Genomic DNA, 12962 nt, shown 5'->3' with positions numbered 1-12962 from the left:
TTGCCTCGCGGGCGAGGATTTTCCACGCCGCGCGGGTCAGTGTTCCTTTCGCGCCAAGAGGAGTACGTTCCTCACCCCGAGGTGGCTCCACAGGATTTTCAGCCTCCAGCGGGAGAGGAATTCCTCGAGGCGAACTTTCCAGCCGGCGTCCACACGAAACAGGGGCCGGTGGAAGAGCAACGATTCAAACCCACCGAAACCGGCGGCCCGCATTTTCTCCATCCATTCGCGGTACGAGAACATGCTGTAGTGAAAGTCCCGGTGCCGGTGACGGCCGAGGCCGTTCGGGCACCAGACCAGATACCGCCCGCCGATTTTCAGCACGCGCCACACCTCGCTAAGGTGTCCTGAAAGATCGTCAGGATAGAGGTGCTCGATCATGGACGTGCTCACCACGACGTCGAACGCAGCGTCCGCAAACGCCAGCGCGCGTGCGTCCATCTGCACGAAAGCGACCTTCCGCGGCTCCTCCCGATCCCGGAGCAGCCGCGCCTTGCCCGAACGGACCGATTCAAAGGAAAGATCCGAACCGGCCACGAATTCTCCGTCCTCGGCCAATGCACAAGTCAAATCCCCGGCGCCGCACCCGAGCTCGAGGACCCGCTGTCGAAGGCCGACGAGGCTCCGGTAAATGCGAATCCTTTTGATTCGCCTCTTCGACGGCCGCCGCAACAATTGTTCGTCCATGCCCTTTTCGACTTTCATGCGTAGAAATAGAGAACACGGGGGATGAATTGTCGCCATGTTTTCTCCGCGCTCTCTACAACCTCCGTGGTGAGTTCTCCGAAATTACGCCGAGCCCTCCGTGACTCCGCGGTCAATCTCCTCCCTACCCGTAGCGGAAGCCCGGATCGGAGTCGCGCAGGCGCGGCAGTCGTGCGTCCTTTTCCGAAAGAAGCGGCCTTTCGATCGGCCACCGGATGCCGATCTCGGGATCGTTCCACAGGATCCCCCCGTCGAGCGCCGGATCGTACTCCGCGCTGGCTTTGTAGACCACGTCGGCGACCTCGCTCAGCACGCAAAACCCGTGCGCGAACCCCGCCGGCACGTAGAGCATCCGGCGGTTCCGGTCCGACAACACGACGCTCTGACAGCGGCCGTATTCCGGCGAACCGCGCCTGAGATCGACGGCGACGTCGAAAATCTCCCCGCGGACGACGCCGACCAGTTTCGCCTGAGCTTTGGGATGCCTTTGATAATGGAGGCCGCGCAGGGTGCCGCGAACCGAACGCGAGCAGTTGTCCTGGACGAAAACATCGACGATTCCGTTCCCGGCGAACTCGGAGCGTTTGTAGACCTCCATGAAAAAGCCACGCCGGTCCTCGAAGGCCGTCGGCTCTACGAGAATCAAGCCGGATGCGCCGAGGGGCTCGAAACGAAACGCCATGATTTCAGCTTTGCCGGTTCTTTAGCGCGAGCCGCTTCCCGTACTGCGTGTCGAAGTAGGTCTTGTACTCGCCCGTGATCACGCGCTCGACCCAGCCGCGATGTGCCAGATACCAGTCGACGGTTTTGGCGATGCCGCTCGGCAGGTCGTCGATCGGACACCATCCGAGCTCGCGGCGGATCTTCGTCGTATCCATCGCGTAGCGGCGGTCGTGACCGGGGCGGTCCTGCACGAGCGTGATCAACGAGCGGCGGGGAACCAGGCCGTTATCGAGCCGTCGGTCCAGCAGATCGCAGATCAGGCGCACCAGATCGATGTTGTGCCACTGGTTCGATCCCCCGATGTTGTAGCTCTCGCCGGTTCCTCCCCGCTCGAGCACGGCCTCGAGAGCCCGGCAGTGATCCTCCACGTACAGCCAGTCACGAACGTTGCCGCCGTCGCCGTATACCGGAATCGGCTCTCCCTTGAGCGCTCGCTGGATCACGAGCGGAATCAGCTTTTCCGGAAACTGAAACGGCCCGTAGTTGTTCGAGCAGTGTGTTACGATCGTCGGGAGCCTGTACGTGTGGTGGTACGCGCGCACCAGATGATCCGACGACGCCTTGCTCGCGGAGTAGGGGCTGTTGGGCGCGTAGGCGGTGGTCTCGCTGAAAGACGGCTCTTCCGGACCCAGCGAACCGTAGACCTCGTCCGTCGACACGTGGACAAACCGACAACCGGGCCTGGCCGGGCCCAGGCCTTCCGCAAGCCACGCCTTCCTTGCCGCCTCGAGCAGCGTGAACGTCCCCTGGATGTTGGTGCGGATGAACTCGTCCGGACCGAGAATCGAACGATCCACGTGCGACTCCGCCGCAAAATGGACGACTGTGTCGATACCTTCCTCTGCAAACAGGCGCCCGACCAGCGTCGCATCGCAAATGTCGCCGCGAACGAAGCGATACGACGGATGCGACTCGACGTCTGCGAGGTTTTCGAGGTTGCCGGCATAGGTCAGCTTGTCGAGGTTCACCAGCCGGTCTTCGGGGTGGCGCTCGAGCCAGTACCGGATGAAGTTCGAGCCGATGAACCCGGCTCCGCCCGTGACTAGAATGCGCCGCATAGGACTCCGAAGGCTCGACCTCCCTTCACCGCCTCACAGCTCCACCGCGGAATAGTCGCCGAGAAGCAACCGCAACGCCCGGTGCGAGCCGTGATTGGTCGCCACGGTCACGTTTTTCCCGAGAACGCTGTCCTCCAGCCGGTCGATGGAGTCGATCCTGCAGTTTTCCAGCACCACGCAATGCTCGACGACGGACTTCCGAATCCGGGTCCCGTCGCCGATGCTGCTGTAAGGACCGATGAAGGAATCCTCGATGAGCACGTTCTCCCCTACGATCGCCGGACCGCGAATCCTGCTGTTGACCAGCCGGCTGCCCTTGCCGATCTTCACGCGCCCGGTGACCTGGCTCGTGCTATCCAACTCTCCCTGATTGTCGCTCTTCAGCCACTGGTCGAGGACCACGGTGTTGGCGGCCAGAAGATCGTCCTTCTTTCCGGTATCCAGCCACCACCCCTCCACCACGTGACTTTCGACGGGCAAGTTCCAGTCGATCAGCTGCTGGATCGCATCGGTGATCTCCAGCTCGCCCCGGGCCGAGGGGCGGATGGCGTCGATCGCCGCATGAACTTGCGGCGAGAAAACGTAAACTCCCACGAGCGCCAGGTTGGAAGGGGGGTTCCGGGGTTTTTCCAGGAGCCGGACCACCCTGCCGCCCGGACCCAGCTCGGCCACCCCGAACCACCGCGCGTCCTCGACCTCTTTGAGAAGGATGACCGCGGCGCACCCCGCGCTCTCGAACTTGGCGATGAACGCCTCGATCCCGGTGCCGATGAGATTATCCCCCAGATACATGACGAACGGCGAGTCGCCGAGAAACGGCCGCGCCGTTTTGACGGCGTGGGCAAGCCCGCCGGGGCGGTCCTGCAGGATATACTCCACGTTCATGCCCCACCGTTCGCCCGAGCCCACCACGCGCCGGATCTCGTTTCCGGTTTCCGGCGATATGATCATGCCGACTTCACGCAGCCCCGCCCGGGCCACGTTGTCCAGCACGTAGAAAAGGATCGGCCGGTTTGCCACGGGGATGAGCTGCTTGGCTCCCGTGGAGGTGATGGGCCTAAGCCTCGTCCCCTGACCGCCGCTCAAGACCAGCGCTTTCACGTGATTTATTGGTGAGTTCGCAAGTACGCAGACATTGCATCACGGTCGCTCGCTCCGAAACTTTCCGGCCGCGCCGCCCGGCGGCGGCTCAAAAGCCTGAGGTCGAGGTCCGCTGCCCGGCATTCGCAACCCGCGACTTATAAACCGCTCACCGGCAAGCGGCGTGGAAAGCAGACCTTGGGATCTACCATCGCGTAGCGAGACGCGTGGAACTCCGATTCCGCAACTGGGCCTTTCACTGCAAACTCGGCCGCTGCGATCCACCCAATCCTAGCAGGTTGAAATCGAAATTAAAGCTGGTCTTCGACGGATTGATATCCTTGCGAACTCCTAAGGTTATGTTCCAGCATTCGCAGAATGAAAGGAGCTTGGTAGCCACTCTGAACCCAAGAAAGCGGCTGTCGCGGGCGTCATAGGCGCCGCTGGCAAAAAGCAGCACGTGATCCAGAAGGTGGTAAAGAAGATTGACGTTGATGTTTCCCACAATTTTCTTGTTGACCAAAGCTCCCGGACACCGCGGATCAAGAGGATGCACAGCACAATTTGCCGCTTCATTCAGATCGATATTCGGATCTTCCGCCAAAAACGCATTGTGCTCCTGGCGGAGAAAATGATAGCTGATTCCAAAAGAGTTGGGGCGGACGAAATCGGGGTCTGCAACGCGCCGGGTCATCGGCCGCGGATCGGATATGCCGAAATTGACCCTCAGCTGATTGACCTTCCAGGCTCCGGGGTCCAGACCTGCATCAAGGCCGAGAGAAAAATAGTTTGCCGGCGTCAGCCGGAAATTCATGTCCAGATCCGATAGCGTGTCGCCTCTCTTTCTCTCCTTGTCGATGTCGTACGTGATCGCGAACCGCGCCGATCCGATCTCACGGATGTCGGTGGCCATGATCGGGTTCAGCGTCTCTACGTTTTTCTCGCCGGCGAGCGCCAGCGGGTTGGTGAACCTTCCGAGCAAACGATTGCCAACGGCGAAGGTGACCGCGTTTCTCCGGTTGACCCGGTCGAGGCCGTCCATCACCGGAATGCTTTTCTGGTCCACGCGCGGGACGAACAGATAGCCCAGTTCCGGTTCCACGACGTGTCGCACGCTGCGGAGGGTTCCGAAAGTCCACGCGAACGTCCGGCCGAGGGTGGTCCCGACGTTGCCCCGGATCTCGACCAGCTCGCGCGAGAGATTGCGGCCGGAGTCGACGATCGAGTACAGATGATAGAGAGTTTCCCGGGGTGCCACGCTGAACGAGCCGAACAGGCGCGTCGTGCGAAACGGCAGCACCAGCTCGGGACGAAGATCGAAGCGGAGCCCGTCGCCCCCTCTGCGCCGGATGTAATTGACCCCTTCGGCCCCCCAGCGCAATTCGAGCGGCAAGCCGCGAAAGAAGCGCCGGCCCCAGAACGAAACCTGCGGCGTGCGGTGCAGCGTGCTCGCGTCGTTCTGGATGAAATCCTGATAGAAGTCCCACTCGCCCTGGAAATGGGCGTCGCCCCAGCTTCTGAAAACGCCGAAGCGCGACCGGCTGAAACGGCTGCGCCGGATCTCGGATTCCTGGACAAGGGGAACGTCCATCCGCTCGACCAGCTCGCGCGTGAACAGGTCGTCGCCGTACGCGGCGAAATCGCTGTAGGTCAGCCAGTCGCGCGGCAGGAGATAGCGATGGGTCCCCGCTATGCTCCAGCGATTTTGCGGAATGTCCTGATCGGCGATGGTGCGGTCGACCACCGCCTCGTGCTCGAAACGGCGCAGTCCTTCGTTGAAGTACGCCCCCGACAGGCGCAGATCAGCGTCCTGCCTGAAGAGCGTGCGAAACTCGCCGAGGAAACCCCAGCGCGCCCGGGTCTGCACGTCGAAGGCCAGCGTCGCGTCGGTGCTTTTCGAGATCGCCCAGAAAAACGGCTGCTGGAAACGAAAACCCTCGGTCGAAGAGTGGCCGAACCTGGGAAACAGCAATCCGGTCTGGCGCTCGGTCTTGACGGGGAAAAAACCGTAGGGCAGGTAAAAAACCGGAACGTCCAGAACGTAAAAATAGGCGTTTTTGACCGTGCCGAGACCGGTCGGATCGAGGTCGATGGCGTCGGCGGATATCCTCCAGTGCGGCGGCCCGGACTCGCACAGGCAAGTCGTAAAAAAGCCCTCGTCGACGTGGTAGGTTTGGCCGCCGAATTTCTGAAACCGCCTGCCCATCAGGCTGACGTGGCCCTGCTCGATGAAGAGGTCGCCGCGCAGGATCTCCCCGGTTTCTTTCTCGAGGTTGATCTGGATCGAATCGGCCGACTTGACCTTCCACTCCGGATCGTCGACCGAAATCTTCCCTTTTGCCTCGACCTCCTGCGTGGCCCGGTTGACGCGCACCTCCTCGGCCTTGAGCGTGGTCTGCTCGCGCTTGATCTCCACGTTGCCCCTGGCTTCGACCTGCGTGCCGCTGTCCCCGACCGAGAGCTGATCGGCGGTTACCTGGATCGCCTCGCCCTGCGAGGTTTTCCGCTCAGCCTGCGCGGCGGTCGCCGTGCCCGGGCCCAGGAAAAGGACCGCTGCGGTAGCCGCGGCTCGGGTAAGAATGGTCCAGCGCGATCTCATGGATGCTGCGGGCGGGAATCGGGAAGTCGGGTCATCAGCCCGAAGCCGCGAGGAGTCGTTGGATCACCGGCCGGACCTCTCCGAGAAGGTAGAGCGAGCCGGCCACGAGACCCACATCGTCGGGGCCGAGTTCTGCGATCAGGGTGCGGACCGCCGTCTCCGGGTCCTCGACCACGCGGCGGGGAATCTTCTCTCCCAGGTGTGCCGCCAGCAGGTCGGGCGAGGCGCTGCGTTCCATCCTGACGCGCGTCAGGATCAGTTCGTCGGCCACGGTACCAAGCTCGTCCAGCATCAACCTCCAGTCCTTGTCCGCCATCGACGCGAAAAGCACCTTCACTTTTCTCGCGCCGCGAAAGCTCCGCATTTCTTCGACCAGGGTGCGGATCCCCTCGCCGTTGTGCGCTCCGTCGAGCACCACCGCCGGACGCTGGCGCAAAATCTCGAGCCGCCCAGGCCAGACGACATTCCTCAGGCCAGCGCGGATCGCGCCTTCGTCCACCGGCCAGTGCTTCCGGACCTGCTCGAGAGCGGCCAGGGCCACGGCGGCGTTCCTTCTCTGGTGCCGGCCCATAAGCGCCAGCGACAGGTTTTCAAGCACCCAATCCGGACCTTTATAATCGAAGTCGGCGTCGTTTTTCAAGGTAAAACTGAATTCTCGCCCGAGCATGTGCAGCGGGGCGCGCCTTTCCCGGGCGATCCGCTCGACGACGCTCTGGGCCTCGGGCGGAAGGAGGCCGCAGACCACGGGGATTTCCTCCTTGATGATCCCCCCCTTCTCGGCGGCGATCGACGCGAGGTCGCTCCCGAGATAGGCCTCGTGGTCCATCGAGACCGTCGTGATCAGAGAGACGAGCGGAAAGACCAGATTGGTGGCATCGAGCCGACCTCCCAGCCCCACCTCGACCACCGCCAGCTCCGCGCCGCAGCGCGCGAAATGAACGAAGGCCATGACCGTGACGAACTCGAAAAAAGTGAGAGGCACGGCGTCCTTCGTTCGCTCCCGGATCTCCCGGTCCAGGGCGACGACTTCCTCGGGAGCGATCTCGTCCTCGCCGACGCGGATCCGCTCGGTGAACGAGACGAGATGGGGCGAGGTGTACAGGGCGGTCCTGTAGCCCGCCGCCGTGAGAATGCGGTGGAGCATCGCGGCTGTCGAGCCCTTGCCGTTGGTCCCGGCAATGTGGAAGGCAGGAAAGGCCTTTTCCGGATGGCCGAACAACGACAGCGCCCTTTCCATCCGGTCGAGGCGGAGGTCGATCACGCCGCCGCGAAGGCCGTAGATCCGCTGAAGCGTGCTCTCGTACTCGGTCATGAAAAACGTGACGGTTTCCCGCTTCCGGGTCCGGCTCGGCACCGGAGCGCTGCCGGAACCGTCGAGCTTTCGGTTCCGGGGCCCCAACGGCTTGAACCGGGCGCAGCGGTTGAACGGCTCGAACGGTTTGAACTTTTACTGAACGCGTTCAGCCCGGCGCGACCCGTTCCTGACGACCCGCTTCATCGCCCGCTTGAGACGGCCGACGAACGCTCCGGCGGCACGCGCCTTCTCGCCGCTTCCGCCGGCACGCTCGATTACCTCGACCAGCGCGCTGCCGACGACCGCGGCGTCGGCGAATTCCGCGATCCACGCGGCCTGCTCGGGAGTCGAGATGCCGAAGCCGACGCCGACGGGAAGCGAGGTGGCGCGCCTGACGCGCGCAACCTGCTCCGGCAGCTGTTTGTCGAAGGCGCGGCGCGCGCCGGTCACCCCGGTCACGGAAACGTAGTAGATGAAGCCCCGACCCTCGCGGCTCACCAGGCGCACCCGGTCCGGCCCGCTCGTCGGCGAGAGGAGAAAGATCAGATCCAGTCCCGCCGCGTCCGCCCAGCGCTTGAGCTCGCCGCTTTCCTCCGGGGGAAGGTCCACGCACAAAATCCCGTCCACTCCGGCCGCCTTCGCCCGCCGGCACAGCCGCTCCAGCCCGAACCGGAAGAAAGGATTGAAGTAGCCGAAAAGGATCAGCGGCGTGCTGGAGGTGCGGCGGAATCTGCGCACGAGGGCGAGAATCCGCGGCAGCGAAAGCCTCTTTTTGAGGGCGCGCTCGGAGGAACGCTGGATCGTCGGCCCGTCGGCCGTCGGATCCGAAAACGGCACGCCCAGCTCGATGCAGTCCGCGCCGTTTTCGTCCAGCGCCCGCAAAATCCGCAGCGTGGTTTCGAGATCGGGATCCCCGGCGGTCACGAACGGGATCAGCGCGGCCTGTCCGGCCTCCCTGAGCTCACTGAGCTTTGCCTCGATGCGACTCATCTTCTCCGCGTCGCCGGTTCGATGCCCGGCGCAAAACAAGATTCCACCGCTGAACCCGGATCGTTCAAAGCTTGACGCCGAGGTATTGCCCCACCGTCCCCATGTCCTTGTCGCCCCTGCCCGACAGGTTGACGACGATGATACGGTCGCGAGCGAGGCGCGGCGCCAGGCGCCTGACCGCCGCGATGGCGTGGGCGCTCTCCAGGGCTGCAATGATCCCTTCCACGCGGGCGAGATACTGCAGGGCGTCAACCGCCTCGAAGTCGGTGGCGGAAACGAATTCCACCCGGCGGCAATCCCTGAGATAGCTCAACTCGGGACCGACCCCCGGGTAGTCCAGACCTGCGGCGATCGAATGGGTCTGTCGGATCTGCCCGACCCCGTCCTGGAGCACGTAGCTCTTGCTGCCGTGCAGCACCCCGATCTCTCCCCCCAGGATCGAGGCCGCGTGCTTTCCCGTGCGCAGCCCTCTGCCCGCCGCCTCCACTCCGAGCATCCTTACCTTCGGATCCCCCAGGAACGGATGGAAAAGCCCCATCGAGTTGCTCCCGCCTCCGACGCAGGCAACGAGATAGTCCGGCAGGCGGCCCTCTTTCCGGCGAATCTGAGAGCGCGCCTCCCGGCCGATGACCGCCTGGAAGTCGCGGACCATCATCGGATAGGGATGCGGGCCCGCCACAGACCCGATCAGATAATAAGTCGTGCGGATGTTCGTCACCCAGTCCCGCAGCGCCTCGTTCATGGCGTCCTTGAGCGTGCGGCTGCCCGACTGCACCACGCGCACCTTCGCTCCCAAAAGCTTCATGCGAAAGACGTTCAGCGACTGCCGCTGCGCGTCCTCCTCGCCCATGAAGATCTCGCAGTCGAAACCGAAGCGCGCGGCGACCGTCGCCGTGGCGACGCCGTGCTGTCCGGCCCCGGTCTCGGCGATAATCCGCCTTTTGCCCATCCGCTGCGCCAGCAGGATCTGGCCGACGGTGTTGTTGATCTTGTGCGCGCCGGTATGGCAGAGATCCTCGCGCTTCAGGTAGATCTTCGCCCCGCCGAGGTCGCGGCTCATCCGCTCGGCGAAGTAGAGCGGGGTTGGCCGCCCGGCGTACTCCCTGAGATAGCGGCCCACCGTGGCGCGAAAGGCGGCGTCGCGCCGCGCCCGCGCGTAAGCTCGCTCCAGCTCGGCGAGCGCCGGCATCAACGTTTCGGCCACGTAGCGTCCCCCGTAGGGCCCGAAATGGCCGTTGCGGTCAGGCACTCTTGGCAGCGGAGATGAATTCCTTGAGTTTTCCATGATCCTTCACGCCGGGCCGCGCTTCCACGCCCGAGCAGACATCGACGCCGTAGGGGCGAATGCGCCTTACCGCCTCGGCGACATTGGCGACGGTCAACCCGCCCGACAGGATGAGCTTTTCCGGCCTCAAACCCTCCAGCCATTCCCACGGAAAGGCCTCGCCCGAGCCGCCGTATCCCGGCGACCACGAGTCGAGCAGATAATAGTCCGCCGGAAAGCTCTCCAGCCCGGCGAGCGACTTTCTGTCTTTCACGCGAAAAGCCTTGAGCACCTTGAGCTCCCAGCCGCGGCAGTACTCCGCCGTTTCCTCGCCGTGAAACTGCAGCGCGCGGTACATTTGCCCCGCGCCGGGAACGTTGCCGCAGGCCAGGACCTCGAGCACTCTTTCCCTGGGCTCGTTCACGAAAAGCGCCACGTTGCACGAGCCGCGCGGCAGGCGCGCGAGAATCGCCCCGGCTCGCTCCGGAGCGATCCAGCGCGGGCTCGGCGGGTAGAAGTTGAAGCCCAACGCGTCCGCGCCGAACTCCAGCGCCTTTTCCGCGTCCTCCAAGCTGGTGATGCCGCAAACCTTGACTTTGACCATGCGACGTTGCTGCTCCGCGCGCCGGTGCGGGATCAGGACAACAGCTCTTTGAGCTTTTCTCCCGGACTCGAGGCGCGCATCAGAGACTCCCCGACCAGGAAACATCGGATTCCCAGGGCTTCCACCCGCCGGATCTGCTCCAGGCTGTCGATCCCGCTCTCGCACACTGCCGTGACACCGGACGGGACCAGCGGCGCGAGCCGCTCGGTGGTCGAAAGGCTCACCTCGAACGTTCGAAGGTCCCGGTTGTTGATGCCCACCAGCTCCGCTCCCGCTTTCAGCGCGCTTTCCAGCTCCCGCTCGTCATGAACCTCCACCAGGGCGGCGAGCGCCAGCTCGCGCGCCTGCTCCCGCAGCTCGCGCAGCGCTCCCTCTTCGAGGATGGCCGCGATCAACAGGACGGCGTCCGCGCCGAAGCTCCGCGCCTCGACGAGCTGGTAGGGATCCACGATGAAATCCTTCCGCAGCACCGGCACTTCCACGCCCCGCCTCACCTGCTCGAGCGACGCCAGGCTTCCTTGGAAAAAGCGCTCCTCGGTGAGGACCGAAATCGCGCTCGCACCGTGCCGGGCGTACTGCGCGGCGATCGCCGCCGGGTCGAAATCCGCGCGGATGACTCCCTTGGAAGGTGAGGCCCGCTTGACCTCGGCGATGATCCGGCGCCCCTTCCCCGCCAGACGGCTCGCCAGATCCCGGACCGGAGCATGAAACAGCGGTCGCTCGCGCAACGCCTGGACGGGGAAATCCAGGCGCCGCCGCTCGACGACTCCGCGCACGTGGTCGACGATCTCAGCCAGGACTTCAGCCATATGTTGGTTTCCAGTTTCGGGCTCCGGGGTTACGGTTGCCCCGTGTCCGGTTACGACCCTCCGTCTCCGCCTGGTCGGAAACCGGGAACCGGAACGGGAAACGGGAAACTTTTTAATTCGCGTTGGTCAGCTCGATCAGTTGGGCGAGCTTTTCCCCGGCCTTGCCCGAGTCGATCGACTCGGCAGCGAGCTGCATGCCCTGCGAGATCGACGTCGCTTTCCCCGCGACGTAAAGAGCCGCGCCGCTGTTGAGCAGGACCACGTCCCGGGCCGGCCCCCGGCTCCCCGCGAGCACGCCGCGCACGATCGCCGCGCTCTGCTCGGCCGTGCCGCCGTGCAAATCTTCCAGGCGGCAGCGCTTGATGCCGAATTGCTCCGGCTCGACCAGGTACTCGCGCACCTCGCCGTCGCGCAGCTCCGCGACTTTGGTCGGCCCGCAAACCGATATCTCGTCCATTCCCTCCAGGCCGTGCACGACCATGGCCCGAACACTGCCGAGGTTTTTCAGCACGTTCGCGATGACTCCCACCAGGTCGCCGCTGTAAAGCCCGATCAACTGATGCGTGGCGAGAGCCGGATTGGTGAGCGGTCCGAGAAGGTTGAAGATCGTGCGAATCCCGATATCCCGCCGCGGCTGCACGGCGTATTTCATCGCCTCGTGCAGCAGCGGCGCGAACAGAAAGCCGATGCCGATCCTTTCGATGCAGGCCTCCACCCGCTCCCGGGGCGCGTCGACCTTGACGCCCAGGGCTCCGAGAACGTCCGCGCTCCCCGACTGACTGGAAACGGACCGGTTGCCGTGCTTGGCGACGCTCACTCCCGCCCCGGCGACTACGAAGGCGCACGTCGTCGAGATGTTGAAGGTGCCTTTCTGGTCTCCCCCGGTACCGCAGGTGTCGAGCACCGTGCGCGAGCCCACCCTGACCCGGTGCGCGCGCTCCCGCATGACCCGCGCGGCGCCGGTGATTTCCTCGACGGTCTCCCCTTTCATCCGCAGCGCCGTCAAGAACGCGGCCACCTGCAACGGGGTGGCCTCGCCGGTCATGATCTCGTTCATGACCTCGACCATCTCCGTCTCCGACAGGTCGAGCCGGTTCACCAGCCTCTCGATCGCTTCTTTCGTCGTCATCGCTCTCAGCCGCCCAGCTTCCGGCTCGTGGCGAAGGCCTTCGGCAGGCTCTCCTTGCTCCTCAGGATCTCCTCGACTTTTTCCGCCTCCTCGCGCGAGGCGTAGCGCCCCACGCGCACCCGATACCAGGTTTTCCCCTTGGTATGCGCCTCGGTCATGTAGGCGTTGTAACCCTTATTCTTCAGTCGATCAACCAGAAGTTTCGCGGACCGGTCGTCGGGAAAGGCGTTCACCTGAACCGTCCAAACGGCGCCGGTCTCCTTTTTTTCGGCTTTCTCCGTGCCGGCGGACGCTGTCTTGACGCCCGCTTCCGGGGCGCGGCCGGGACGCTTTTCGTCCGGCTTCGACCCCTGGGCTTTCCCCTGCTCGCCGGGCTCGGACTTGGCGGCGGAAGCTTTGACCTCCTTTGCCTTGGCGTCGGCGCGCGCATCACCCGGGGGCGACTTCGTCAGGGTTTCATAGAAGGTCAGCTCTTCCTTGGGCGCGGTCGCAGCCGCGTCTCGCTCCCCGGCTCCGGGCTTGACCGGGATCTTCACCGCCGGCTCCGGCGGCTTGATCATCTTGCGCTCCTCGATGCTTTTGCCCACCAGCATCCCGAGGACGAAGATCACCACCGAGGCGAGCGTGAAGCCGCCGCCGAGCAGCACGAGCTGCCCCCGCGTGAAATACAACCGGTTGCCCTTCCCTCTGCGATTTTCCGCCATAGG

The 12962-nt window shown here is 64.1% G+C and carries 12 protein-coding genes; all 12 read right to left on the bottom strand.

The annotated features are described in order from the left end of the window. Positions 1-36: 36 nt before the first annotated feature. Positions 37-687, bottom strand: a complete 651-nt coding sequence (locus VNN77_06700; protein HXG51074.1) for a class I SAM-dependent methyltransferase — start codon at positions 685-687, stop codon at positions 37-39. A 142-nt stretch (positions 688-829) separates the two neighbouring features. Continuing rightward, positions 830-1387 carry a dTDP-4-dehydrorhamnose 3,5-epimerase gene (gene rfbC, locus VNN77_06695; protein ID HXG51073.1) on the bottom strand — a complete coding sequence of 186 codons (558 nt, stop codon included), beginning with the start codon at positions 1385-1387 and terminating at the stop codon, positions 830-832. A gap of 4 nt (positions 1388-1391) precedes the next feature. After that, positions 1392-2486, bottom strand: coding sequence for a dTDP-glucose 4,6-dehydratase (rfbB, locus tag VNN77_06690; GenBank protein HXG51072.1), 1095 nt, complete (start codon positions 2484-2486; stop codon positions 1392-1394). Positions 2487-2519: 33 nt separating this feature from the next. Continuing rightward, complete coding sequence (locus tag VNN77_06685) at positions 2520-3587, bottom strand: glucose-1-phosphate thymidylyltransferase (protein ID HXG51071.1); 1068 nt, start codon at positions 3585-3587, stop codon at positions 2520-2522. A gap of 235 nt (positions 3588-3822) precedes the next feature. Continuing rightward, positions 3823-6165, bottom strand: coding sequence for an LPS assembly protein LptD (lptD, locus tag VNN77_06680; GenBank protein HXG51070.1), 2343 nt, complete (start codon positions 6163-6165; stop codon positions 3823-3825). A 34-nt stretch (positions 6166-6199) separates the two neighbouring features. Beyond that, complete coding sequence (locus tag VNN77_06675) at positions 6200-7477, bottom strand: folylpolyglutamate synthase/dihydrofolate synthase family protein (GenBank protein HXG51069.1); 1278 nt, start codon at positions 7475-7477, stop codon at positions 6200-6202. 135 nt (positions 7478-7612) lie between these two features. Then, entirely contained in the window at positions 7613-8449 is an 837-nt protein-coding gene (trpA, locus tag VNN77_06670; protein HXG51068.1) for a tryptophan synthase subunit alpha, read from the bottom strand. 64 nt (positions 8450-8513) lie between these two features. Beyond that, the gene (trpB, locus tag VNN77_06665) at positions 8514-9734 is read right to left on the bottom strand and encodes a tryptophan synthase subunit beta (protein ID HXG51067.1); all 1221 of its coding nucleotides are present in this window, start codon (positions 9732-9734) and stop codon (positions 8514-8516) included. Then, complete coding sequence (locus VNN77_06660; protein ID HXG51066.1) at positions 9691-10317, bottom strand: phosphoribosylanthranilate isomerase; 627 nt, start codon at positions 10315-10317, stop codon at positions 9691-9693. The genes trpB and VNN77_06660 overlap by 44 nt, the downstream gene beginning before the upstream one ends. A 32-nt stretch (positions 10318-10349) precedes the next feature. Then, a complete protein-coding gene (gene trpC / locus VNN77_06655) occupies positions 10350-11126 on the bottom strand; it encodes an indole-3-glycerol phosphate synthase TrpC (protein HXG51065.1) in 777 nt (258 codons plus the stop codon). Between the two features lie 112 nt (positions 11127-11238). After that, positions 11239-12255 carry an anthranilate phosphoribosyltransferase gene (trpD, locus tag VNN77_06650; protein ID HXG51064.1) on the bottom strand — a complete coding sequence of 339 codons (1017 nt, stop codon included), beginning with the start codon at positions 12253-12255 and terminating at the stop codon, positions 11239-11241. A 5-nt stretch (positions 12256-12260) separates the two neighbouring features. Then, positions 12261-12959, bottom strand: coding sequence for an SPOR domain-containing protein (locus VNN77_06645; protein HXG51063.1), 699 nt, complete (start codon positions 12957-12959; stop codon positions 12261-12263). Positions 12960-12962: the final 3 nt, after the last annotated feature.

Source organism: Candidatus Zixiibacteriota bacterium (genome assembly GCA_035574315.1).
Lineage (GTDB): Bacteria > Desulfobacterota > Binatia > UBA9968 > UBA9968 > DATLYW01.
Note: the sequence above shows the minus strand (reverse complement) of the source record. Positions and strands in the feature narration are given on the sequence as shown.

What these genes read in the sequence shown, in the direction of transcription:
- trpC (HXG51065.1), bottom strand. Translation starts at nt 11,126, where the DNA reads ATGGCTGAAGTCCTGGCTGAGATCGTCGACCACGTGCGCGGAGTCGTC.
- trpA (HXG51068.1), bottom strand. Translation starts at nt 8,449, where the DNA reads ATGAGTCGCATCGAGGCAAAGCTCAGTGAGCTCAGGGAGGCCGGACAG.
- rfbB (HXG51072.1), bottom strand. Translation starts at nt 2,486, where the DNA reads ATGCGGCGCATTCTAGTCACGGGCGGAGCCGGGTTCATCGGCTCGAAC.
- VNN77_06660 (HXG51066.1), bottom strand. Translation starts at nt 10,317, where the DNA reads ATGGTCAAAGTCAAGGTTTGCGGCATCACCAGCTTGGAGGACGCGGAA.
- rfbC (HXG51073.1), bottom strand. Translation starts at nt 1,387, where the DNA reads ATGGCGTTTCGTTTCGAGCCCCTCGGCGCATCCGGCTTGATTCTCGTA.
- VNN77_06675 (HXG51069.1), bottom strand. Translation starts at nt 7,477, where the DNA reads ATGACCGAGTACGAGAGCACGCTTCAGCGGATCTACGGCCTTCGCGGC.
- trpD (HXG51064.1), bottom strand. Translation starts at nt 12,255, where the DNA reads ATGACGACGAAAGAAGCGATCGAGAGGCTGGTGAACCGGCTCGACCTG.
- VNN77_06645 (HXG51063.1), bottom strand. Translation starts at nt 12,959, where the DNA reads ATGGCGGAAAATCGCAGAGGGAAGGGCAACCGGTTGTATTTCACGCGG.
- VNN77_06700 (HXG51074.1), bottom strand. Translation starts at nt 687, where the DNA reads ATGGACGAACAATTGTTGCGGCGGCCGTCGAAGAGGCGAATCAAAAGG.
- trpB (HXG51067.1), bottom strand. Translation starts at nt 9,734, where the DNA reads ATGGAAAACTCAAGGAATTCATCTCCGCTGCCAAGAGTGCCTGACCGC.
- lptD (HXG51070.1), bottom strand. Translation starts at nt 6,165, where the DNA reads ATGAGATCGCGCTGGACCATTCTTACCCGAGCCGCGGCTACCGCAGCG.